This is a genomic window from Enterobacter sp. BIDMC 30 (assembly GCF_000534355.1).
Lineage (GTDB): Bacteria > Pseudomonadota > Gammaproteobacteria > Enterobacterales > Enterobacteriaceae > Enterobacter > Enterobacter ludwigii.
This window is the reverse complement of sequence record NZ_KI973169.1, coordinates 877,493-899,719: the sequence shown is the minus strand read 5'-3', so window position 1 is coordinate 899,719 and position 22,227 is coordinate 877,493. Positions and strand designations below refer to the sequence as shown.

Below are 22,227 nucleotides of genomic sequence, written 5' to 3'. Positions count from 1 at the left end.
AACAAATAATCCGCCGTACCCTGCCTGGAGCGCATATGGAAATCACCGAACCACGTCGTTTATATCAACAACTTGCTGCCGAGCTGAAAGATCGCATCGAGCAAGGTGTCTACCTTGTCGGTGATAAACTCCCCGCTGAGCGCTTTATCGCTGATGAAAAAAGCGTAAGCCGCACCGTGGTGCGTGAAGCGATTATCATGCTGGAAGTGGAAGGCTACGTTGAAGTTCGCAAAGGCTCCGGCATTCACGTGATTTCTAATCAGCCGAAACACTCCCCGGTCGCCGACGAAAGTCTCGAATTCGCCAGCTACGGTCCGTTTGAACTGCTCCAGGCGCGCCAGCTTATCGAAAGCAATATTGCGGAATTTGCAGCGACCCAGGTGACCAAGCAGGACATCATGAAGCTGATGGAAATCCAGGAAAACGCGCGCAAGGAAAAATGTTTCCGTGATTCAGAGTGGGACCTGCAGTTCCACGTTCAGGTCGCGCTGGCAACGCAAAACACGGCGCTGGCGGCAATCGTGGAAAAAATGTGGACTCAGCGCGTTCACAACCCGTACTGGAAAAAACTGCACGATCACATCGATTCCCGCACCGTGGATAACTGGTGCGACGATCACGATCAGATCCTTAAAGCGCTGATTCGCAAAGATCCCCATGCGGCAAAACTGGCCATGTGGCAGCACCTGGAAAACACCAAGCAGATGCTGTTCAATGAAACCAGCGATGACTTCGAATTTAACGCTGACCGCTATCTTTTTGCCGATAATCCTGTCGTTCATCTCGATACGGCAGCCAGTGCGGCAAAATAGTTTACCTTTTCGCTGGCAGGCGCTTCGCTGCGCCTTCTGGCAGAGGTGGGTAAGCAAAACATATATAGTGTCAGCCTTTGTAAATCCCCTCGCTCCCCTCCATGGCTTACGCCAAAATCATCACACCCCTGCAAATTCTGTGACGCAGAACCTTGGGCTTTGTTACAATTGGATTCAATTCGTTATTTTGTAAGTTAGTGCTTGCTAACCAGCCAATTAACAGGGAACAGTGTTGGCCACACCTCAATGTGTCCGCGAGCGACCATAATGAAATCACAACAATGTCGCCGTGCTGTTTGTCCCGGATAACAGGCGTGACGTTAACCGATTTCCAGGAACACTGAATGGAACTTTTGACCCAACTACTGCATGCCCTCTGGGCGCAGGATTTTGAAACGCTGGCCAACCCTTCCATGATTGGCATGCTCTACTTCGTCTTATTTATGATTCTGTTCCTTGAGAACGGTTTACTGCCTGCCGCCTTTTTACCTGGCGACAGCTTACTGGTGCTCGTCGGCGTGCTGTGTGCCAAAGGGGCAATGGCCTTTCCGCAAACCATTTTATTACTGACCATCGCCGCCAGCCTTGGCTGCTGGGTGAGCTATATCCAGGGACGATGGCTGGGCAATACGCGTCTGGTGCAGAACTGGCTCTCCCACCTTCCTGCGCATTATCACCAGCGGGCGCACCATCTTTTCCATAAGCACGGGCTTTCCGCGCTCCTGATTGGCCGCTTCATCGCCTTTGTACGCACCCTGCTGCCTACTATTGCGGGTCTTTCCGGATTAAGCAGCACCCGTTTCCAGTTCTTCAACTGGATGAGCGGCCTGCTGTGGGTTCTGATCCTGACCACGCTGGGCTATGCGCTGGGCAAAACGCCGGTCTTCATGAAATATGAAGATCAGCTCATGTCCTGCCTGATGCTGTTACCGGTGGTTCTGCTGGTCTTTGGTCTGGTCGGTTCGCTGGTGGTGCTGTGGAAGAAGAAATACGGGGCCAGAGGTTAACGATGGTTATCTCACCGCTTGCCGTGCGCCGTTTTGCCGTGGCCATGATTGCCCTGGGGTTGCTCAGCCTCATGTTCCTGGCCTGGACGACGCTTTCGCATCAGGAATCGACGCTGGCCATTCGTCCGGTGAGTCAGGGTGTCAGCGTGCCTGACGGTTTTTCGGTGTGGCATCATCTTGATGCCAACGGCATCCGCTTTAAGAGCATCACCCCGCAGGACGATGTTTTACTGATTAAGTTTGATTCCCGCGCGCAGAGTGCCGCCGCGAAAGTGGTGCTCGACCGTACGCTGCCGCACGGTTATATCATTGCCCAGCAGGAAGATGACAACCAGCCTGCAGCCTGGCTGTCACTGATTCGCGATTCGTCGCATAGATTTGGATAATTACCAGGATTCCGAATCTTTTCACTCACTTTGGTGAATCCCCCGTTTACTTACTATGCTTAAGTACGCGGAGCACCCCATGTATGTACTCCGCTTGACTCTGGATAGCGGCTCACGCCGCAACACAATGGAAGGTTTCGATAATGAAATTCCGCATTACTCTGGCTCTGGCCCTTTTTTCTTTAAGCACAGCGTCCTTCGCCAACTCTCTCTGTCAGGAGAAAGAACAGGATATTCAGCGTGAGATCAGTTATGCCGAAAAGCATAACAATCAGCATCGTGTTGAGGGTCTCAAAAAAGCGCTGAGCGAAGTGAAAGCGAACTGTTCTGATAGCAAGCTACGTGCCGATCACCAGAAAAAAATCGCTGAACAGAAGGACGAGATAGCCGAGCGCCGTCACGACCTGCAGGAAGCGAAAGAGAAAGGGGATGCGGAAAAAATTGCTAAGCGCGAGAAGAAGTTGAAAGAAGCGCAGGACGACCTGAAAGCGCTGGAAGCTCGCGATTATTGAGTTAACGGAAATCTCAACAGGAGAGAATCATGTCAAAAGATACGACGTCTGAAAATCTGCGCGCTGAACTGAAATCCCTGGCCGATACCCTGGAAGAGGTGCTGAACTCCTCTGCAGATAAGTCAAAAGAAGAGGTCAGCAAATTGCGCAGCAAAGCTGAGCAGGCGCTGAAAGAGAGCCGTTATCGCCTGGGTGAAACCGGTGATGCACTGGCGAAACAGACCCGAGAAGCGGCAGCTCGCGCGGACGAATATGTTCGCGATAATCCGTGGACGGGTGTAGGGATTGGTGCCGCGGTAGGTGTGGTACTGGGTGTCCTCCTGACGCGTCGTTAATATGGAAGATCCTCGTCACGCACAAGGGCCTGCTAATAACGTCCTCGGCATCGGCCAGCGTATTCTGACGACGCTGGTCGGGATTGCCGAAACGCGCGTCCGACTGGCAGTGGTTGAACTGGAAGAGGAGAAAGCGAACCTTTTCCAGATGCTGCTGATGCTCGGGCTTACCATGCTCTTCGCCGCGTTTGGTCTGATGAGCCTGATGGTGTTAATCATCTGGGCCATTGACCCGCAATATCGACTCAACGCGATGATTGCCACCACCGTTGTTCTGCTGGTTGCGGCATTGATTGGCGGCATATGGACGATGCGTAAAGCACGCAAATCCACTTTCCTGCGCCATACGCGCCAGGAACTGGCCAACGATCGCGCCCTGCTGGAGGATGACAAGCCGTGAGCGATAAAGCCGAACGTCAGAAGCGAAAAGCATTCCTGCTCAGTCAGATCCAGCAGCAACGGCTGGATTTGTCTGCCAGTCGTCGCGACTGGGTTGACGCGACGCGTCGTTTTGACCGGGGCTGGAATACCTTCCTGAGCCTGCGCTCATGGGCGCTGGTCGGAAGCAGCGTGATGGCTATCTGGACGGTTCGTCATCCAAATATGCTGATCCGCTGGGCCCGCCGCGGCTTTGGTGCCTGGAGCGCCTGGCGTCTGGTGAAAGCGACGATTCGTCAACAACAGCTGCGTTAGTTCTTATGCCGGGTAGCGTTTCGCTTACCCGGCACACTTTCCCCCTTCCCCGTTACTCAATATCTTTGAAGAAGATTGACAGTTTTCCTTGCTAACAATTCCCATCTGCCCCGTTTACACTCCTCTCCATCGACAGCAAAGACGCGGTATCTACCCGAATTTGCACACAAATAAAGTTCAGCCGCTGATGTGGTTTCCTGGAGAGTAAAATGAAAAAATTAGAAGATGTTGGTGTTCTGGTAGCGCGTATTCTGATGCCGGTTCTGTTTATCACCGCAGGCTGGGGCAAAATCACCGGTTATGCGGGCACGCAGCAATACATGGAAGCCATGGGTGTTCCCGGGTTCCTGCTGCCACTGACTATTCTCCTTGAGTTCGGCGGCGGCCTGGCGGTACTGTTCGGCTTCCTGACCCGCACCACGGCACTGTTTACCGCAGGCTTCACCCTGCTGACGGCGTTCATCTTCCACAGCAACTTTGCGGAAGGCGTGAACTCCCTGATGTTCATGAAAAACCTGACCATCGCGGGTGGCTTCCTGCTGCTGGCCATCACTGGCCCAGGCGCATACAGCATCGACCGCGTTCTGAATAAGAAGTGGTAAGCACGCTATACTGAATGAACACAAAGCGAGGAGATATCTCCTCGCTTTTGCTTATTGACGGAGGAGTAAAAAATGGGACAACTCGTAGACGGCGTCTGGCAGGATGTCTGGTATGACACCAAATCCACCGGGGGACGCTTCAAGCGCTCTGTTTCGGCCTTCCGTAACTGGCTAACCGCCGATGGCGCACCGGGCCCAAGCGGCGAAGGCGGCTTTGCGGCTGAGAAAGACCGTTATCATCTCTATGTTTCTCTGGCCTGCCCGTGGGCGCACCGCACGCTGATTGTGCGCAAGCTGAAAGGACTCGAATCCTTAATTCCGGTTTCGGTGGTCAACCCCCTGATGCTGGAAAACGGCTGGACGTTTGACAGTGATTTCCCGGCCGCCACCGGTGATGACCTCTACCACCACGATTTTCTCTACCAGCTCTATCTGCGCGCCGATCCGCACTACACCGGACGCGTGACCGTACCCGTGCTGTGGGACAAGAAAAACCAGACCATTGTCAGCAATGAATCCGCAGAGATCATCCGCATGTTCAACACCGCGTTTGATGCCCACGGGGCCCGCGCCGGGGATTACTATCCGGTCGAGCTGCGCGATAAGATTGATGAGCTGAACAGCTGGATTTACGACAACGTGAATAACGGTGTCTACAAGGCCGGCTTTGCCACCAGCCAGGAAGCGTATGACGACGCGGTGGGAAAAGTGTTTGAATCGCTGGAGCGTCTTGAGCAGATCCTCGGCCAGCATCGCTACCTGACGGGCGACCGCCTGACGGAAGCAGACATTCGTCTGTGGACAACGCTGGTTCGCTTTGATCCTGTTTATGTCACCCACTTCAAGTGTGATAAACACCGCATCAGCGATTACCTGAACCTGTACGGTTTCCTGCGCGATATTTATCAGATGCCGGGCATTGCTGAAACGGTCGATTTCAACCATATCCGCACCCACTATTTCCGCAGCCATAAGACCATCAACCCGACGGGTATTATCTCGGTGGGCCCGTGGCAAGACCTGGATGAACCGCACGGTCGCGACGTGCGTTTCGGATAAATATCAAGGGCATCAATTGATGCCCTTTTTTAATTCACAATCTCCATCTATCCTTACCTCGATCGCTTAAAAAACAAGTGATTGACTGACTAATGAGGCAAGGAAAATGGACTGGTATTTAAAAGTACTGCGCAACTACATTGGATTTGGTGGCCGCGCTCGCCGTAAAGAGTATTGGATGTTCGTTCTGGTGAACTTCATCCTCATCATGGTGCTGGGCATTATCGATAAAATTCTCGGCTGGGAACGAGCCGGCGGTGAAGGTGTTCTCACCACGATTTACGGCCTGCTGGTCCTGCTTCCCTCATGGGCCGTACTGTTCCGACGGCTACACGATACCGATCGTTCAGCCTGGTGGTTACTGCTGCTGCTGATCCCGATTGTGGGCTGGCTGGTCATTCTGGTCTTCAACTGTCAGGCCGGCACGCCGGGCGAAAACCGCTTCGGGCCCGATCCAAAACTCAACGCATAAAACAAAGCCCGGTGGCGTTTCGCGTACCGGGCTCGATTTTTTATTTGTTGTGATGGGCAAAGAGCTTGGGTATTTCGCGCAGGCACCACGATTTGGCCTCACCCATGCTGTCGCGCCGCCACGCCATAATGATGTCCACTTCGCTGGTGTACTCCGGGCTGACCACGCGTAGCCGCCCTTCTGCAATATCTTTTTCGACAAACGGATACGGCATCGTTGCCACACCCAGGCCTGCCAGCAACGCCTGACGTTTGTCTTCAAGCGACGTGACGGTCAGACGCGGTTGTTTATCCAGCAACTGCACCGTTAACACCGGACGCTCGCGGGCTGTGTCTGCGACCGCGACCCCGCGGTATTTCACCCGCGTCACTTCCGAGAGCGGCTCCGGCTCCTGGTGAATCGGGTGATCCGGTGCGGCGACATAGACGTTCATCACGCTGTAGAGCTTGCGGGAGTTGATTTCAGATGAGGAACGGAAGTGCATATCCGGGGCAATGACGATATCCGCCCTGCCCGTCTCCAGTCGCTCCCAGGCCCCGGCCAGCACCTCGGTGATGATAGATAACTGGGTGTTTGCTTTGTCGGCCAGCCGGTTCACCAGCGGGAACAGCGCCTCGGTGGGCACCAGCGCTTCCGTCACCAGCGTCAGATGGGTTTCCCAGCCGCGCGCCAGCGCTTCGGCGTCCGTCGTCAGCTTGTCCGCCGCTTCCAGCAGGACGCGACCACGCTCCAGCAGCATCCGTCCGACGTTAGTGAATTTTGTTCGATGACCGGAGCGGTCAAAGAGCACCACGTCCAGCTCTTCCTCCAGCTTCTGCATGGTATAGCTGAGCGCAGACGGAACGCGCCCCAGTTCATCTGCCGCCGCGGCAAAACTGCCACGCCGGTCAATTGCGTCCATGACGCGAAGCGCCTCAAGCGTCAATGCTCTCTCTTTAGCCATCTCGTTCTCATTCAGGAAATTTGAACATACCGGGCAGAATATCTGGCTAACAATGAAGCGTCCATACCTTTACCATTGTTTAGTGTAAAGAGAGGTCAAGTTTATGATTACGACAAGAACAGCTAAACAGTGCGGACAAGCCGATTTCGGTTGGCTGCAGGCCCGCTACACCTTTTCCTTTGGACACTACTTTGACCCTAAACTGCTCGGTTACGCTTCATTGCGCGTATTGAATCAGGAAGTGCTCGCCCCAGGCGCGTCCTTCCAGCCGCGTACGTACCCGAAAGTCGATATCCTGAACCTGATCCTGGAAGGCGAAGCAGAATACCGCGACAGCGAGGGCAATCATGTCCAGGCGAAGGCCGGCGAAGCATTATTAATCTCCACGCAGCCGGGCATCAGTTACAGCGAGCATAACCTCAGCAAAGATAAAACGCTGACCCGTATGCAGCTGTGGCTGGATGCCTGCCCTGAGCGGGAAAACCCGCTGGTACAGAAGTTAGATTTGACGGGCGACAGGCAGCAGTTGATGGCCTCCCCGGACGGCAGTCAAGGCAGCCTGCAGTTGCGCCAGCAGGTGTGGCTGCACCATATCGAACTGAAGAAAGGGGAACAGGCGAGCTTCCAGCTTCATGGTCCGCGCGCCTATCTGCAATCGATTCACGGTACGGTGCATGCGGTGACGCATACGGAAGAGAAAGAAGCGCTCACCTGCGGTGACGGGGCGTTTATTCGTGACGAAGCGAATATCACGCTGGTTGCTGATTCGCCACTGCGCGCGCTGTTAATTGATTTACCGGTTTAACACCCGATGATCCTCTCTCCCCGGCGGGGAGAGAGGAAACCGTTACACCTTACGTGCCATAATCTCAATAATCTGCCGGTCCGTCGCCTGCATGGCGCGGCACGCCAGCGAACACAGGTTCGCGATCGACTGCTCCACATCGTGCGCCACAATCCCTTCATTGCCCGTTACAGCCGAATCATCCAGCGCCATCATCACCGCTTTCCAGGCACTGCCGACGCTGGTTGAGACCTTCATGGCACAACTGTTGGACGCGCCATCGCAGATCATCCCGCTGACATCGCCAATCATGCTGCTGATTGCCATTGAGAGCGTCTGATAGCTTCCGCCCATCAGCCAGGCCATGCCTGCCGCCGCCCCCATCGCCGCCGTGGTAGCCGCACACAGCGCCGACAGGCGCGGAAGCTGGGCGTGGATATAAATAGCCGAAAGGTGTGAAAGCATCAGCGCCCGGGCAAGGCGTTCATCATCCGCCTGGACATGTTCCGCCACCACCACAACCGGCATGGTGGCCGTGATCCCCTGGTTGCCCGATCCGGAATTGCTCATTGCCGGCAGCGTCGCACCGCCCATTCGGGCGTCCGAGGCCGCGCTGGTGCGAATGACAATATCCGAGCCCAGGTCCTGCGCTATCCATCCGCGAGCGCGCTGCTTATTGAGCGTCGCGCCAATATGCAGCCCCCATTTTCCGCTTAAACCTTCACGGGAGAGCGCATCATTTAATTGTCCGGCAGCCAGGATAAAGCGGATCGCGTCAAACGGCACCTGCTCCACAAACTCAAGGATCTGCGATAGCGTGGCGTTTGAAAGTACCGCCAGCGGATCGTCGTTCCTCTCATCGGGTTGAGAATCAAGCGTAAAGCGGGTTTCGCCCTGACAGACAATCTCCACCACCCGCGTATGCCCACCGGCGATGGTCACCATCGCCGAGGCCTGTCCGGCGTGAACGCAGGCGCGGGAGTAGAGGATGTCATCGCACGGCTCCTGCAGCTTGACCTGCACCTGTCCGGCGTCCAGCAGCGCTTTGGCACGCACCAGCGCATCAGCAGTGGCATCTTTCAGTACCTCCAGCCCGGCGTGCGCGTTGCCGCCAATGGCCCCCAGTGCCGCCGCAATCGGCAACCCAACCATCCCGGTGCCAGGTACCGTCACGCCAAGGCCATTTTTCATCAGATTCGGTGAAACCCACGCCTCAATCTGTGTGACGTCACCCGGCAGAAGCTCCGCGGCCATCGCACAAGCCAGCGCCAGAGAGATCGGCTCGGTACACCCCAGTGCAGGTTTAACTTCCTCCTGCACCGCCCGAATAAATTGATTCCATAAAGATTGAGTTTGCTCTGACATCGTTACGACCTTGTTTGCCCTTAAGAAAACGCGAGGAAAGGAGAAACACACAGCAGCAGACCGGTGATGATAATGATCACCAGCGACACGCCTTTATATTTGTGCAGCGCCGGCACTTTGTAGACCAGCCACGCCGGAATCAAACACCCCACCATGCCGAAGATGGGGCTGCAAATAGAGGTGAAGCTCAGTACCGGCGCGTTTAACACAATCGCGCTCCATGCCAGCAGAATGGCAAACAGCATGATGCCGCGCTGTACGGTGTTTTCGTTGATTTTCTCTGCCGGCATTTTGCGGCGCAGAATGTTCATTACAATGCCCTGCGTCGCTTCACGAAAGCCCAGGTACACGCCGAAGAACGCGGTCATGACGGCAAAAATATTCAGGATAACGCTGACAATTTTGACCCAGCCGGCACCGTCGCCACTGATAAACTGCGCGGCAATTGCCAGTGCGGAAATATTCTGTTCGTAGGCTTTGACCGCCTCATCATGCCCCATTGCCAGGGTGAACGAGACCGCGTAGAAAAAGACCGTCACGAAGAGGATCGCGAAGGCGATATTCATCGCCCGCAGCGCTTTATGGCGCGCCACTTCAACCGATTTTTCGCGTGAACGATAGGAGATCACCATCGGGCTTAATGTCTGAATAAACAGAATCGACGTTAAGGTAAACGGCAACGTGATAATCGCGTTTTTAATGAGTAGCCCCACGGGTGGCAGCATGCCCACGTTGGCTAAATGCCAGAGGCCAATCATCGACAACCCGAGCGCCGCCACCACAAATAACTTGGTCAGCACCATCAGGCTGGAGACTTTAAACAGCAGTTTCTCGCCACGGGAGGAGATCGCCACCAGGATGCAGATCAGGAACAGACCGTAGAACGGATTTTCAGAGAGCAGCCCCTCCGTCACGCCGAAGGTGTGTAAATAGGAAGCGCTGTCGTTGGTGATGGCGGTGGAGTAGACGAACATCCAGATAACCAGCATCACGAAATAGAGCGCACCTAATAAGATACCCCAGTTCTTACCGAGGTAGCCGCTGATGACGCTTGGATAATCTTTGCACTCCGGCGATTCTGCCAGCGTGTTAATAAACAGCCGCTGAAACAGGTACATGGCCGGATAGCCAATCACTGACGAAAGCAGAAACACCCACAGTCCCATCAGCCCCACCTGTACCGGGAGAAAAACAATCCCCGCGCCGATAGCCATTCCGATACTCATGATGACCCAGCCCGTATCGGTGCTGTCGAATTTAATGGCCTCCTGCCACTCGCTTTCACTCATCCCTGCCCGCTTCGCCGCGGGTGAATCGTTCACAATCACACTGCTGTTTGTTGCCGTATCCATAAGGCACTCGCTTATTTTGTAGGGTAACCAGTTGTTTTTATGGGATTCTGACCACCAGCGATAATGAGCCAGACTGCTGCAGGTGTGTGTTATTGGAATGGACAAATCATACGTGGAGAGCGGGAGAAAAAAGTCACAATATTTATAAGGCTTTTCGCAAGCGAGAGAAATAAATACTCTGAGATGATAAATAATCGATGGGTTTTTCTAAAAGTGATGCCGATCAAGAAATAAAAAACCCGCGACATGCGCGGGTGTGTCATCAGTTAGCCAGCGCGTTCGCCATATCGGTTTTCACCTGTTTACGCTGCTCCGCTGTCAGAACCTGGCTGACATCAAAGTAGTATTTGACGCGGTAATAGCGGGTCTGCTCTTCAATTTTACTGAATGCGGCAAGCTGGTTTTTCACCGTGCTTTCATCCCATTTCCCGGTCTGGAACATCTCGATCAGCGCACCGTCTTTCACGCCGGTCATCGGGATCTTGCTGACATTTTGTTCCAGCGTCTGATGCAGCGCGTCGATCTTCTTAATCTGATCGTTGCTCAGCTTGAGGTGTTGCACCAGCGGATCCTGCGCCGGAGAGGGGGCAGCTTCAACGTCAGCGGCCTGTGCGGCAAAACTGCACGCCACCAGCGAGGCAGCAACCAGGGTGATACGGGTCATTTTCATCATCTTACTGTCCTTACATACTGTTTCAGGGGAAAAGCAGGCGCATTGTTTTTCAGAAGCGGATGAAGATGTGTGAGTAATTATATAAACATTTTTGTATGTTCCGCGGACAAAAAAGCCCCCTTAACCAAAGGGGGCCTGTTTCAGACGACGATCACAGTGCCTGGGTAAACGTCCTTGAGATCACGTCCTGCTGCTGCTCGCGCGTCAGCGCATTAAAGCGCACCGCATACCCTGAGACACGAATGGTCAGGTTGGGATAGTTCTCCGGGTGCTCAATCGCCTCCATCAGCATCTCCCGGTTCATGACGTTAACGTTGAGGTGCTGTCCCCCCTCAATGGCCGCTTCGTGGTGGAAATACCCGTCCAGCAGCCCGACAAGGTTGGTTTTGCGCACCCTCTCATCCTTGCCCAGCGCCTGAGGCACGATGGAGAAGGTGTAAGAGATCCCGTCTTTCGCATAGGTGAACGGCAGCTTAGCGACGGAGGTTAACGAGGCCACCGCCCCTTTCCTGTCTCGTCCGTGCATCGGGTTCGCGCCCGGTGCGAATGGCGTACCGCCGCGGCGTCCGTCCGGCGTATTGCCGGTTTTCTGGCCGTAGACCACATTCGACGTAATGGTCAGGATCGACTGGGTCGGCACCGCGTTGCGGTAGGTCGGCAGCGCCTGAATTTTCTTCATAAAGCGTTCCACCAGGTCACAGGCAATGCTGTCCACGCGGTCATCATTGTTACCGTACTGCGGGTAGTCCCCTTCAATCACAAAATCGACCGCCAGGCCGGTATGGTCGCGTACGGGTTTTACCGTGGCATATTTGATGGCGGACAGCGAGTCCGCCGCCACCGACAGCCCGGCGATACCGCAGGCCATGGTGCGGTAAACGTCCCGGTCGTGCAGCGCCATCAGCGAGGCTTCGTAGCTGTACTTATCGTGCATGTAATGAATGAGATTCAGCGCGCTAATGTACTGCACCGCCAGCCAGTCCATAAAGTGATCCAGACTCGCCATCACGGTGTCGTAATCCAGCACCTCATCCAGCAGCGGCGCGGTTTTCGGCCCGACCTGGATCTTCAGCTTCTCATCCACCCCGCCGTTGATCGCATACAGCAGCGTTTTCGCCAGGTTAGCGCGGGCGCCAAAGAACTGCATTTGCTTGCCGATCACCATCGGGCTGACGCAGCAGGCAATGGCGTAGTCGTCGCTGTTGAAATCCACGCGCATCAGGTCGTCGTTCTCATACTGCAGCGACGAGGTGTCGATCGACATCTGTGCAGCGTATTTCTTGAATGCGACGGGCAGTTGTTCGGACCACAGGATCGTCAGGTTTGGCTCCGGTGCAGGTCCCATCGTGTGCAGGGTATGCAGGTAACGGAAGCTGTTTTTGGTGACCAGCGTGCGACCATCCAGCCCCATTCCGCCAATCACTTCGGTGGCCCAGACAGGATCGCCGGAGAAGAGCGTGTCGAACTCCGGAGTACGCAGGAAGCGCACCATGCGGATCTTCATGATGAAATGATCGATCAGTTCCTGCGCCTGGATCTCACTCAGGCGACCCGCCTGCATATCGCGTTCGAGATAAATATCCAGGAACGAGGCCGTGCGACCCAGCGACATCGCCCCGCCGTTCTGGGATTTCACTGCGGCCAGGTAGGCAAAGTAAACCCACTGTACCGCTTCCTGCGCATTCATCGCCGGGCGAGAAATATCGAAGCCATAGTTCGCTGCCATCTGCTGGATCTGCAGCAGTGCGCGTTTGTGTTCCGCCAGATCTTCACGCAGGCGGATCGTCGCCTCCAGATCTTCACCCCGCTCGAGTTTGCCCTGCAGATCCGCGAACTGGCGCTCACGCTCGTGCACCAGATAGCGGATGCCGTACAGCGCCACGCGACGGTAATCGCCGATGATGCGCCCGCGTCCGTAGCCGTCCGGTAGCCCGGTCAGCACGCCTGATTTACGGCAGCGCATCATCTCGGGGGAGTAAACGTCAAAGACACCCTGATTATGGGTTTTGCGGAGTTCGGTAAAAAGATATTCGAACTGCGGATCCATCTCGCGGCCATAGGCTTCGAATGAACTGCGGATCATATTGATCCCGCCGTACGGATGCAGCGCACGTTTGAGCGGCTTATCGGTTTGCAGGCCGACGATCGTCTCCAGCTGCTGGTCAATATAGCCAGGTCCGTGGGCCGTGATGGTGGTGGCAATGTTGGTGTCAAAATCCACCGGCGCATGGGTGGCATTCTCCTGACGAATGCCCACCATTACCTTCTCCCAGAGCGCCGTCGTTGCTGGCGTCGCCTGCGCGAGGAAAGTTTCGTCGCCTTCATAAGGGGTATAGTTATGCTGAATAAAATCGCGCACGTTGACGGTGTCTTTCCATTCTTCACCGCGAAACCCGGCCCATGCGTCGCTGTAAGGGGCAACGCGCGTATCGATTGCTACTTTCATGAATTTCTCGCTCTGTCAGGCATAAGCCGCAGCCGGAGTGACCTTCCCAAGACGGAGGGCATCCAGCGCGATCATTTTTTCTTCGTTGGTTGGGATCACCGCGCAGGCCACGCGGGACGAATCGGTAGTGATCACACGCTCACCTGCGCTGCCCGGCAGGGCATTTTTGGCTTCATCGAGGGTGATGCCAAAGACGGCCAGGTGTTCCGCCACCAGCGTGCGGATCAGTCTGGAGTTCTCACCAATCCCGCCGGTGAACACCACACCGTCCAGGCGGTGTAACGATGCCGCGTGCCCGGCAATATGCCGTGCGATACGGTGAACAAAGGTCTGGATCGCCAGCTGTGCCCGCTGATGTCCCTCATGCCAGGCCTTTTCGAGGGCTCGCAGATCGGAGGATATTCCCGAGATCCCCAGCAGGCCGGACTCTTTATTGACGACGCGTTCCAGATCCTCAAATGACTGTCCGGTCTGTTGGGCTATCCAGGCCATGGCACCGAAATCAACGTCGCCACAGCGGGTCCCCATGATCAGCCCTTCCAGCGGCGTCATGCCCATGGAGGTATCCACGCTCTCACCATTGCGTACCGCGCAGATGGATGCCCCGTTGCCGAGATGGGCAATCACCAGCCCGCTGTCCTCAGGCGAAATCCCGAGCAAGGCACGCGCCTGCCCGGCAACGTAGCGGTGGGACGTCCCGTGGAAGCCATAGCGCCGCACGCCAAGCTCTTCAAAATAGCGGTACGGCAGCCCGTACAGATAGGCCTGCGGGGCCAGCGTCTGGTGGAAGCTGGTGTCAAACACCGCCACCTGCTGTATGCCCGGAAACAGGCGTTCGGCTGCCTCGACGCCGCTTAAGTTGGCGTAATTATGCAGCGGCGCCAGCGAGGAAACCTGACGGATCTGCTCAATAACCTGTTCCGTGATAAGGGTCGACTCGCTGAAGAGGTCGCCGCCGTGCGCAATACGATGGCCAATCAGGGCCACGCTGCTCATCAGGTCACGCTTCTCCAGCTCCAGGGCGATGGCTGCCAGCGCCCCTTCGTAGTCATGGTGAGCCAGTCTGGCTGGCTCACCCCCGTTCACGGAAATAAAGGCTTTTTCAGTGTTAATCCCGTCTGCAATGCCCGTCATCAGGGCATCACAGCTGCTGGCATCGAGTACTGAAAACTTAACAGAGGACGATCCGCAGTTAATAACCAATACAACCGGAAACTCAATCATGGTGTTACTCCGCTCTTCCTGAGCCAGGGTTTAGAACAGTTTGTAGACGATGTTCAGGATGGTCAGCAGGCCCACAACCGTGACGAAGATGTTCTCGGGTCTGCCCTTATATTTCGCCATTGCCGGCGCTTTACGAATGGCATACATCGGCAACAGGCACAGCAGGGAGGCAATGATTGGCGCCCCCATGGCTTCGATAAGGTCAAGAATGTTCGGGTTGGCATAGGCAACGACCCAGGTCGACCCCATGATGAATACCATGCTGATAGTGTTCAGTTTGCCCACGGAGACTTTCTTCTTATCGCCCTTATAACCGAACTTCAGGATCAGGCCGTTCAGCCCTTCCAGCGTGCCCAGATAGTGGCCGAAGAAGGATTTGAAGATAGCGACCAGCGCAATGATGGAGGCACCGTATTCCAGCACCGTGGCAAACGTTGATTTAGTGCCTGACATGGTCGCAAAGTGGTTCGCCAGGTAAGAGAGCACGGGAATATTCTGCGCTTTGGCATCGGCCATGTTCTGCGGCGAGAGCGTGAACAGGCAGCTAAAGGCGAAGAACATCACCACCGCAACCATCAGCAAGCTGGCGCGACCGATGATTTTGGAACATTTCTGCTCGGTAAACGCTTTACCGAACTCGGGTTCGTACTCTTCACGTTTAGAGACCACAAACGAGGAGACGATGGGCGAGAAGTTGAAGGAGAAGACCATGATGGAGATCCCCAGCCAGACCGTCACCAGAATGCCGTCATGCCCGGTAAACGCGATATCGCTCAGATTGACCTGGTCAATCACCGACGAGTTCCAGTAAGGGATCAGCGACAGGGAAATCAGCACCAGGCTGGCGATAAACGGGAACACCAGGAAGCTCATCACCTTCACCATCAGGTCTTTACCAAACCAGATAACAAAGGCCATCAGCAGCAGCAGGAACAGCGCCACCACGCCGCGGTTAAGCGCGGGCAGCTGGAGCTGGTTTTCCCAGAAGGTCATAAAGGTGTTCGTAATGGTGACGCCGTAAATCCACAGCAGCGGGCAAATGGCGAAGAAGTAGAGGAACGTGATCACCACCCCACCGGTCTTACCAAAATGCTCTTCCACCGTTTCGGTGATGTTGCCAGACACGTTACTGCCGGACAGACACAGGCGTGCCAGCGCCCGGTGGCAATAAAACGCAATCGGGAAAGCGAGAACCAGCATCAGCAGGATAGGAATCAAGCCGCCGAAGCCTGCGCGAATCGGGAAGAACAGCACACCTGCGCCAATGGCGGTTCCAAACAGGCCAAGCGTCCAGGTGGTATCAGACTTACGCCAGGAGGACGTTTTTGTCTGGCCAACGATAATGCTTTCTGTGTTGCTCATAGGTCATCCTTTATGCGTCAACGAAGCCGGTAATTTGGGATACGCGGGAGAGATCGATATTGCCGCCGGAAATAATGCAGACGGTTTTACGACCCTGAATATAGTGATCAAGCTTGCCGCTTAATAACGCCGCACAGGCCAGTGCGCCAGCACCTTCTGTAACCACTTTATTTCGCTGAATGAGGGCAATCATGCTGTTACGAATATCGTCTTCGCTGACCAGCACAATGTCATCGACTAATTCACGAACAATCTCGAAGGTTAATTTACCCGGGCGAGACACATCACATCCGTCGGCTAATGTCCCGGTAACGCGGTGGTTAATGATTTCTCCTGCCTGATACGATGCGGCCATTCCATGTACGTTTTCAGACTGCACGCCGATAATATTAATGGTCGGGTTGATGGATTTAATGGCCGTTGCAATTCCGGCAATTAAACCACCACCGCCGATGGGTACAATCACGTTATCCACATCATACAAATCTTCGAGAATTTCCAGACCAATGGTGCCCTGGCCGGCAATCACTTTCGGATCGTCATACGGTGGGATAAAAATGCGCCCTTCCAGCTCCACGATTTCGCTGACTTTGGCGATGGTGTCGTTGAAGTTTTCGCCGTGCAGCACCACTTCAGCCGAGTAGTCACGGGTAGCGGCGACTTTAGATTTCGGCGCGCCCATCGGCATGACCACTTTGCCGTCGATACCGAGCATTGCGCAGGAGAGCGACACGCCCTGCGCATGGTTGCCTGCAGAACAGGCGACCACGCCTTTACGTTTTTCAGCCTCGGTCAGCGAACTTAATTTATTAAACGCACCGCGGATCTTGAAGGAGCCAGTACGCTGCATATTTTCAAACTTCAGGAATATCTCACCTTTACAGCGTTCGCTGAGATAATTTGAGCGCGGCATGCCGGTTTTATATATTTTTCCTGCCAGTCGTTTTCTGGCGTCCTGAATATCTTCAATGGTCACCGGGAGATCGTAGGTAATATGCATAATATCCTCGTTATAATAATTCATTTTCTTCAGGCAAAGTCAGGGTATCAGAGCACGGATAAAATAAGCTCTGGGTGTTTTTAAAAAGGTTAACGCGTTATCAGAGGGTTATTTAATCATCGTCGTCTTTCACTGGTCAGTGACGCGTATTGTTTTGCCAGTTCGACTAATACTGACGCCGATTTCTTAATTCTGTAATTTTTTGACCACACGGCGGCATAACGCGCTATGGGTAATTCATCTTCCACCGGCAGTACAATAAACTGGTCGGAACCGAATGGCGCAATCATGTCGCGGGGAATAACCGTCAGGTAATCGGCATTCAGGACAAGGTTATAAATGGTCACGACGGAATCGGTCTGGACGATGTTTTCAATGCTGATGTGATTGTCTTGCAGGGTGGTTAGAAGTTCTTTGTAGTAGCCCATATCGGTTTGCGGCATCACCCATTGTTCATCCGTGAGTGATGCCAGTGTAGTCGAGCCGGTGCACGTTCGTGATTTGTTGGCTACCAGGACAAACTCAGACTCAAACAGCGGCTCGACATGAAGATCCTGCAGCAGCATTTCATCACTTAAGGTGCCGATGGCAAAATCCAGCCGACCGTCGCGAATGGCCGGCAGGAAAGAGGACAGCTGAGCTTCGTACATCGAGACGCGCGCTTTCGGGAACACTTCCTTGAATTTTTTGATCATTTCGGACAGGAAGGTGAAGCCAATGAGCGACGGGTAACCAAAGGAGACATCCATGACGGTACTGAAACTGAGGCTGTTAATCTCGCTCACCATGTTTTTCATCTCGCGGGTGATCGACTCAGAATACGAGAGTAATACCTGGCCTGCCGCAGTCAGTTTAACGCCGGTGTTTTTGCGCACCATGACTTCAACGCCAAAGTAAGATTCGATATCGCTGATAATTTTGCTGACGGCAGGTTGCGTCAGGCCCAGTTGTCTTGCAGCAGAACCAATGGAGCCACTTTTAATGACTTCCTGAAATACCACGAGGTGCTGTGTTTTCGGTAGAATAATAGTGTTCATAATATTCTGCGCTTATTTCCCTATGACGGGGTGGATTCTACTCAATATGGCTGACGGGGGTATGTGCTGTTACTCACAATTTGCTTTTTCACACCCTTAATCAGCATAACGACAACCCTTTAAAACACCTTATTATCAATGAGTTACATTAAAATAAATACGCCATAACGCTGATATTGATCAACAAAAAGAGCAGTAATAAATTTATTTTATGGCGATAACACAGGTAAATTTTTCGGCGTTAAAAAAATCGATAAAGACTATCTTTCAGGCAATTAAAGATTAATAAATAACCGTAATTCGTTTAAAACATTCTTTCAATTTATCAAATTTGTCAGGGGTGATTTTGCTGACTTTCGGGAAACAGTGGAATGCATCACACATTCATGAGCTAAATGTTTTTGAATTCAATATACATATATCAAATAAGAAAACATTCACGATCATAAAAGCAACATTCATAACAAATTAACAATACTGCAGAATCAGGATTATTTAGCGAGAAATTTTGTGATTACGATCGCCAGCAGATGCGAAAAAGACACTGAAGGGATGAAAGCAGTGAAATGTGCTTAATGTCGCAAATGTGATAATTGATGTCGTGTGAGCGATGCATCGGGTGGCCCTTGCTTGCAATTTCTAAGGCCGATAAAAGAAAAACCCGCCGAAGCGGGGTTTTATAAAAAGTTGAAGCTGACCGATAAGCCGCGTTCTTTCATAGAAAGCGGAGTGGACAGTCATTCATCTCATTTAGTGCAGATAGCAAAAACCCCGCCGTAGCGGGGTTTTGTAAAAAGTTGAAGCTGACCGATAAGCCGGGTTCTGTCGTGGACAGTCATTCATCTAGGCCAGCAATCGCTCACTGGCTCAAGCAGCCTACCCGGGTTCAGTACGGGCCGTACCATGTGAACCCCTATTTGGCCTTGCTCCGGGTGGAGTTTACCGTGCCACGGACTGTTGCCAGCCGCGCGGTGCGCTCTTACCGCACCCTTTCACCCTTACCTGATCCCGCTTGCGCGGGCCATCGGCGGTTTGCTCTCTGTTGCACTGGTCGTGGGTTTCCCCCCCAGGCGTTACCTGGCACCCTGCCCTATGGAGCCCGGACTTTCCTCCCCTCCGCCCGTCTCCCCCCGAAAGGGGACGACGACGAAGCGGCGACTGTCTGGTCAGCTTCGGCGCGCAGTATAGAGGGTTTGTGCCCCGCTGTCACCCTTGGGCGTGCATCCCTATCTGCAAAGTGGCGGCGATATTGCGCGAGGCGCGGTAAATATTGTCAAACGCCCCACGGTAAGCCTCTTCCAGCGACTCGGCGCGGCTCAGCACGCTGAACACCGCGTCGATGCCATACTGATGCACGACCTCCACATCCCGGGTCAGACTGCCGGCAATGCCGATCACCGGCTTATGGTATTTTTTGGCGATACGGGCGATACCGACGGGCACTTTGCCCTGAATGCTCTGGCTGTCAATGCGCCCTTCGCCCGTCAGTACCAGCGTGCAGTCGTGAATATGTTCTTCGAGGTTAAGTGCCTGGGTGACAATCTCAATACCGCTCTTCAGTTCCGCGCCGAGGAAGGCCATCAGGGCCGCCCCCATGCCCCCCGCGGCACCCGCACCGGGAACCTGTTTCACGTCAATTCGCAGAGATTTTTTTATCACATCGGCATAGTGGCTGAGATTAGCGTCGAGAGTGAGGATCATCTCCTCTGTCGCCCCTTTTTGCGGGCCAAAGATACGGGAAGCGCCTCTCTCGCCAACCAGCGGATTCGTGACGTCGCACGCGACGTGGATTGTGCAATCTTTTAGCCTGGCGTCGAGGCCGGAGAGATCGACGCTGTTGAGCGCCATCAGGCTGCCGCCGCCATAACCCATTTCAGTACCGTTGGCGTCGCAGAGCGTGGCCCCCAGCGCCTGCATCATTCCGGCGCCGCCGTCGTTGGTGGCACTGCCGCCAATGCCGATAATGATATGTCGGGCACCTTTATCCAGCGCGCTGAGAATAAGCTCCCCGGTACCCCGGGACGTGGTGACGAGCGGGTTACGTTGGGTGGCCGGGACCAGTGACAGACCGCTGGCGGCGGCCATCTCAATAAATGCCGTGCTGCCATCGCCGGACATGCCCCAGCGGGCGTTTACCTGTTCACCCAACGGGCCCGTGACCCAAGCATACTGTTCTATGCCCTGGGTGGCGGCGATCATCGCGTCAACCGTACCTTCCCCGCCGTCAGCAACCGGCACCGAAACATAAAGTGCGTCGGGGAAAATTTCCCGAAATCCTTTTTCAATCGCCTGAGCAACCCCGGAGGCAGAAAGGCTTTCTTTCCAGGAATCTGGCGCGATTACGATTTTCATAGTTGTCGCCTGTTACCGCACTCGGCAAAAATAGCGGACGCGTTCCCGCGTCCGTTTTTATTAGCGAGAGACTTCCACCTTCGCCAGTTTTTCGTAGTAGCACGCAATCGCGCTGTGGTCGGCAGTGCCCAGACCATCCGCGCGCAGGGCCTGCATCATCTCCATGACGGCGGCGGTCAGCGGCAGCTGCGCGCCCACGCCGTGGGAGGTATCCAGGGCATTCGCCAGATCTTTAATGTGCAGGTCGATTCTAAAGCCGGGCTTGAAGTTACGATCCATCACCATGGGCGCTTTGGCATCCAGCACGGTGCTGCCCGCCAGGCCGCCACGGATCGCCTGATACACCAGATCAGGGTTAACGCCCGCTTTGGTGGCCAGCGTCAGCGCTTCCGACATTGCGGCAATGTTCAGCGCCACAATCACCTGGTTTGCCAGCTTGGTGACGTTACCCGCCCCGATATCGCCGGTATGCACCACGGAGCCCGCCATGGCTTTCATCAGGTCGTAGTATTTATCAAAAACAGCTTTGTCGCCGCCAACCATCACCGACAGGGTGCCGTCGATGGCTTTGGGCTCTCCGCCGCTGACCGGGGCATCCAGCATATCGACGCCCTTCGCATTTAGCGCCTCACTGATTTCACGGCTTGCCAGCGGCGCGATAGAACTCATGTCAATCACCACCAGGCCAGGTTTGGCACCGTCAATGATGCCGTTCTCCCCCAGGGCCACCTCTTTCACATGCGGGGAGTTTGGCAGCATGGTGATAATGACATCGCACTGCTCAGCAATCGCTTTGGCGTTTGCTGCGGTTTCTGCGCCTGCGGCAATCACCTCGGCCACGGCTTGCGGATTATGGTCTGCAACCACCAGGGAGTAACCTGCTTTGATGAGGTTTTTACTCATGGGTTTACCCATGATCCCAAGGCCAATAAAACCCACTTTCAGCGTCATAATTCGTTTCCTCAATGATGGTTATTTTTTAAAGGCGTCCGCTAACTTCTGCGTGGCCGAGCGGAATACGCCGAGGTCGCTACCGACGGCAACGAAGGTCGCGCCCCACTCCAGATAGCGGCGGGCATCCGCCTCAACCGGCGCCAGAATGCCGCACGGTTTGCCGTGCGCGTTGGCACGGGCAAAGATGTGCTGAATAGCGCGCTGCACCTCAGAATGACCCGCATTGCCCAGATGGCCGAATGCCGCAGCAAGATCGCTTGGACCAACGAAGATGCCATCCACACCGTCGGTGGCAGCGATAGCGTCGACGTTATCGACCCCCTGCTGGCTCTCAATCTGTACCAGGATGGTGATGTTGCTGTTGGACTGTGTGAAGTAGTCCGGGACGGTGCCAAACATGTTGGCGCGATGGGAAACGGAGACCCCGCGGATCCCTTCCGGCGGATAACGTGTTGACGCCACGGCCTGCACCGCCTGCTCTTCCGTTTCCACAAACGGGATCAGGAAGTTGTAGAACCCAATATCCAGCAGACGTTTGATGATTACCGGCTCGTTGGTCGGGACGCGAACCACTGGCGCGCTATGGCTCCCTTTGAGCGCCATTAACTGCGGAATAAAGGTGCTGATATCGTTCGGCGCATGTTCGCCGTCCAGCACCAGCCAGTCGAAACCGGCCAGGCCCAGTACTTCGGTGCTGATGGGGCTTGCCAGCGCGGACCAGCAGCCAATCTGGATCTGGTGCGCCGCGAGGGCCGCTTTAAACTTATTCGGGAAGATATCATTATTCATCACGTTTACCTTTTTAATTCCGCAGTCTTATTCAGGTTCATATTTATATTTTCAGACGCAGCGTCAGC

23 protein-coding genes and 1 other RNA gene are annotated in these 22,227 nt (G+C 54.5%); 11 read left to right on the top strand and 13 right to left on the bottom strand.

Features of this window, described 5'->3' with window-relative positions; genetic code table 11:
• The first annotated feature begins 35 nt into the window (after nucleotides 1-35).
• From exuR to L466_RS17940, 10 genes are all read left to right on the top strand, one after another.
• Nucleotides 36-812, top strand: coding sequence for a transcriptional regulator ExuR (gene exuR / locus L466_RS17895; RefSeq protein WP_014171726.1), 777 nt, complete (start codon nucleotides 36-38; stop codon nucleotides 810-812).
• Between the two features lie 344 nt (nucleotides 813-1,156).
• Nucleotides 1,157-1,819 (top strand): DedA family general envelope maintenance protein YqjA, encoded by a 663-nt coding sequence (gene yqjA / locus L466_RS17900; RefSeq protein WP_014171727.1) that lies wholly within the window; start codon nucleotides 1,157-1,159, stop codon nucleotides 1,817-1,819.
• A 2-nt stretch (nucleotides 1,820-1,821) separates the two neighbouring features.
• Nucleotides 1,822-2,205 carry an EnvZ/OmpR regulon moderator MzrA gene (gene mzrA / locus L466_RS17905; protein WP_020883575.1) on the top strand — a complete coding sequence of 128 codons (384 nt, stop codon included), beginning with the start codon at nucleotides 1,822-1,824 and terminating at the stop codon, nucleotides 2,203-2,205.
• A gap of 143 nt (nucleotides 2,206-2,348) precedes the next feature.
• On the top strand, nucleotides 2,349-2,717 hold the full coding sequence (locus L466_RS17910; RefSeq protein ID WP_014171729.1) for a DUF1090 domain-containing protein: 369 nt from the start codon (nucleotides 2,349-2,351) through the stop codon (nucleotides 2,715-2,717).
• A gap of 29 nt (nucleotides 2,718-2,746) precedes the next feature.
• Complete coding sequence (locus L466_RS17915) at nucleotides 2,747-3,052, top strand: ElaB/YgaM/YqjD family protein (protein ID WP_003862645.1); 306 nt, start codon at nucleotides 2,747-2,749, stop codon at nucleotides 3,050-3,052.
• A gap of 1 nt (nucleotide 3,053) precedes the next feature.
• Nucleotides 3,054-3,452, top strand: a complete 399-nt coding sequence (locus tag L466_RS17920) for a phage holin family protein (RefSeq protein WP_013098867.1) — start codon at nucleotides 3,054-3,056, stop codon at nucleotides 3,450-3,452.
• Complete coding sequence (locus L466_RS17925) at nucleotides 3,449-3,745, top strand: YqjK-like family protein (protein ID WP_020883574.1); 297 nt, start codon at nucleotides 3,449-3,451, stop codon at nucleotides 3,743-3,745. Before L466_RS17920 ends, L466_RS17925 begins: the two co-directional genes overlap by 4 nt.
• 209 nt (nucleotides 3,746-3,954) lie before the next feature.
• Nucleotides 3,955-4,347, top strand: coding sequence for a DoxX family protein (locus L466_RS17930; RefSeq protein WP_006178691.1), 393 nt, complete (start codon nucleotides 3,955-3,957; stop codon nucleotides 4,345-4,347).
• Between the two features lie 72 nt (nucleotides 4,348-4,419).
• A complete protein-coding gene (locus L466_RS17935; protein WP_020883573.1) occupies nucleotides 4,420-5,406 on the top strand; it encodes a glutathione S-transferase family protein in 987 nt (328 codons plus the stop codon).
• 106 nt (nucleotides 5,407-5,512) lie between these two features.
• Nucleotides 5,513-5,878 (top strand): DUF805 domain-containing protein, encoded by a 366-nt coding sequence (locus L466_RS17940; protein ID WP_014171733.1) that lies wholly within the window; start codon nucleotides 5,513-5,515, stop codon nucleotides 5,876-5,878.
• A gap of 40 nt (nucleotides 5,879-5,918) precedes the next feature.
• On the opposite strand, the gene L466_RS17945 is transcribed toward L466_RS17940, so the two are convergent.
• Nucleotides 5,919-6,821 carry a LysR family transcriptional regulator gene (locus L466_RS17945; RefSeq protein ID WP_014171734.1) on the bottom strand — a complete coding sequence of 301 codons (903 nt, stop codon included), beginning with the start codon at nucleotides 6,819-6,821 and terminating at the stop codon, nucleotides 5,919-5,921.
• A gap of 103 nt (nucleotides 6,822-6,924) precedes the next feature.
• On the opposite strand from L466_RS17945, the gene L466_RS17950 reads away from it, so the two are divergent.
• Complete coding sequence (locus tag L466_RS17950) at nucleotides 6,925-7,626, top strand: pirin family protein (protein ID WP_020883572.1); 702 nt, start codon at nucleotides 6,925-6,927, stop codon at nucleotides 7,624-7,626.
• A gap of 42 nt (nucleotides 7,627-7,668) precedes the next feature.
• Here the strand turns inward: L466_RS17950 and L466_RS17955 are convergent, their stop codons facing one another.
• The 12 genes from L466_RS17955 to garL form a co-directional block, all read right to left on the bottom strand.
• A complete protein-coding gene (locus L466_RS17955) occupies nucleotides 7,669-8,970 on the bottom strand; it encodes an L-cysteine desulfidase family protein (RefSeq protein ID WP_020883571.1) in 1,302 nt (433 codons plus the stop codon).
• A gap of 20 nt (nucleotides 8,971-8,990) precedes the next feature.
• Nucleotides 8,991-10,322, bottom strand: coding sequence for an SLC5/6 family protein (locus L466_RS17960; protein WP_025202948.1), 1,332 nt, complete (start codon nucleotides 10,320-10,322; stop codon nucleotides 8,991-8,993).
• A 262-nt stretch (nucleotides 10,323-10,584) separates the two neighbouring features.
• Nucleotides 10,585-10,995, bottom strand: a complete 411-nt coding sequence (locus L466_RS17965; protein ID WP_014171738.1) for a Spy/CpxP family protein refolding chaperone — start codon at nucleotides 10,993-10,995, stop codon at nucleotides 10,585-10,587.
• Nucleotides 10,996-11,146: 151 nt separating this feature from the next.
• On the bottom strand, nucleotides 11,147-13,441 hold the full coding sequence (gene pflB, locus L466_RS17970; RefSeq protein ID WP_032680220.1) for a formate C-acetyltransferase: 2,295 nt from the start codon (nucleotides 13,439-13,441) through the stop codon (nucleotides 11,147-11,149).
• Between the two features lie 15 nt (nucleotides 13,442-13,456).
• Nucleotides 13,457-14,665, bottom strand: a complete 1,209-nt coding sequence (tdcD, locus tag L466_RS17975) for a propionate kinase (RefSeq protein ID WP_032680219.1) — start codon at nucleotides 14,663-14,665, stop codon at nucleotides 13,457-13,459.
• A 30-nt stretch (nucleotides 14,666-14,695) separates the two neighbouring features.
• Nucleotides 14,696-16,027, bottom strand: a complete 1,332-nt coding sequence (gene tdcC, locus L466_RS17980; protein WP_014171741.1) for a threonine/serine transporter TdcC — start codon at nucleotides 16,025-16,027, stop codon at nucleotides 14,696-14,698.
• 10 nt (nucleotides 16,028-16,037) lie between these two features.
• A complete protein-coding gene (tdcB, locus tag L466_RS17985) occupies nucleotides 16,038-17,027 on the bottom strand; it encodes a bifunctional threonine ammonia-lyase/L-serine ammonia-lyase TdcB (protein WP_032679736.1) in 990 nt (329 codons plus the stop codon).
• 116 nt (nucleotides 17,028-17,143) lie between these two features.
• Entirely contained in the window at nucleotides 17,144-18,064 is a 921-nt protein-coding gene (tdcA, locus tag L466_RS17990; protein ID WP_014171743.1) for a transcriptional regulator TdcA, read from the bottom strand.
• A gap of 795 nt (nucleotides 18,065-18,859) precedes the next feature.
• Nucleotides 18,860-19,238: RNase P RNA component class A (gene rnpB, locus L466_RS22775), an RNA gene on the bottom strand.
• Between the two features lie 32 nt (nucleotides 19,239-19,270).
• Nucleotides 19,271-20,416 (bottom strand): glycerate 2-kinase, encoded by a 1,146-nt coding sequence (gene garK, locus L466_RS17995; protein WP_032680218.1) that lies wholly within the window; start codon nucleotides 20,414-20,416, stop codon nucleotides 19,271-19,273.
• A gap of 60 nt (nucleotides 20,417-20,476) precedes the next feature.
• Nucleotides 20,477-21,367, bottom strand: coding sequence for a 2-hydroxy-3-oxopropionate reductase (gene garR, locus L466_RS18000; RefSeq protein WP_020883565.1), 891 nt, complete (start codon nucleotides 21,365-21,367; stop codon nucleotides 20,477-20,479).
• A 21-nt stretch (nucleotides 21,368-21,388) separates the two neighbouring features.
• On the bottom strand, nucleotides 21,389-22,159 hold the full coding sequence (garL, locus tag L466_RS18005; RefSeq protein WP_032680216.1) for a 2-dehydro-3-deoxyglucarate aldolase: 771 nt from the start codon (nucleotides 22,157-22,159) through the stop codon (nucleotides 21,389-21,391).
• Nucleotides 22,160-22,227 lie beyond the last annotated feature (68 nt).

Coding starts and splice junctions, on each gene's coding strand:
- exuR (WP_014171726.1), top strand. CDS start 36: ATGGAAATCACCGAACCACGTCGTTTATATCAACAACTTGCTGCCGAG.
- yqjA (WP_014171727.1), top strand. CDS start 1,157: ATGGAACTTTTGACCCAACTACTGCATGCCCTCTGGGCGCAGGATTTT.
- mzrA (WP_020883575.1), top strand. CDS start 1,822: ATGGTTATCTCACCGCTTGCCGTGCGCCGTTTTGCCGTGGCCATGATT.
- L466_RS17910 (WP_014171729.1), top strand. CDS start 2,349: ATGAAATTCCGCATTACTCTGGCTCTGGCCCTTTTTTCTTTAAGCACA.
- L466_RS17915 (WP_003862645.1), top strand. CDS start 2,747: ATGTCAAAAGATACGACGTCTGAAAATCTGCGCGCTGAACTGAAATCC.
- L466_RS17920 (WP_013098867.1), top strand. CDS start 3,054: ATGGAAGATCCTCGTCACGCACAAGGGCCTGCTAATAACGTCCTCGGC.
- L466_RS17930 (WP_006178691.1), top strand. CDS start 3,955: ATGAAAAAATTAGAAGATGTTGGTGTTCTGGTAGCGCGTATTCTGATG.
- L466_RS17935 (WP_020883573.1), top strand. CDS start 4,420: ATGGGACAACTCGTAGACGGCGTCTGGCAGGATGTCTGGTATGACACC.
- L466_RS17940 (WP_014171733.1), top strand. CDS start 5,513: ATGGACTGGTATTTAAAAGTACTGCGCAACTACATTGGATTTGGTGGC.
- L466_RS17945 (WP_014171734.1), bottom strand. CDS start 6,821: ATGGCTAAAGAGAGAGCATTGACGCTTGAGGCGCTTCGCGTCATGGAC.
- L466_RS17950 (WP_020883572.1), top strand. CDS start 6,925: ATGATTACGACAAGAACAGCTAAACAGTGCGGACAAGCCGATTTCGGT.
- L466_RS17955 (WP_020883571.1), bottom strand. CDS start 8,970: ATGTCAGAGCAAACTCAATCTTTATGGAATCAATTTATTCGGGCGGTG.
- L466_RS17960 (WP_025202948.1), bottom strand. CDS start 10,322: ATGGATACGGCAACAAACAGCAGTGTGATTGTGAACGATTCACCCGCG.
- L466_RS17965 (WP_014171738.1), bottom strand. CDS start 10,995: ATGATGAAAATGACCCGTATCACCCTGGTTGCTGCCTCGCTGGTGGCG.
- pflB (WP_032680220.1), bottom strand. CDS start 13,441: ATGAAAGTAGCAATCGATACGCGCGTTGCCCCTTACAGCGACGCATGG.
- tdcD (WP_032680219.1), bottom strand. CDS start 14,665: ATGATTGAGTTTCCGGTTGTATTGGTTATTAACTGCGGATCGTCCTCT.
- tdcC (WP_014171741.1), bottom strand. CDS start 16,027: ATGAGCAACACAGAAAGCATTATCGTTGGCCAGACAAAAACGTCCTCC.
- tdcB (WP_032679736.1), bottom strand. CDS start 17,027: ATGCATATTACCTACGATCTCCCGGTGACCATTGAAGATATTCAGGAC.
- tdcA (WP_014171743.1), bottom strand. CDS start 18,064: ATGAACACTATTATTCTACCGAAAACACAGCACCTCGTGGTATTTCAG.
- garK (WP_032680218.1), bottom strand. CDS start 20,416: ATGAAAATCGTAATCGCGCCAGATTCCTGGAAAGAAAGCCTTTCTGCC.
- garR (WP_020883565.1), bottom strand. CDS start 21,367: ATGACGCTGAAAGTGGGTTTTATTGGCCTTGGGATCATGGGTAAACCC.
- garL (WP_032680216.1), bottom strand. CDS start 22,159: ATGAATAATGATATCTTCCCGAATAAGTTTAAAGCGGCCCTCGCGGCG.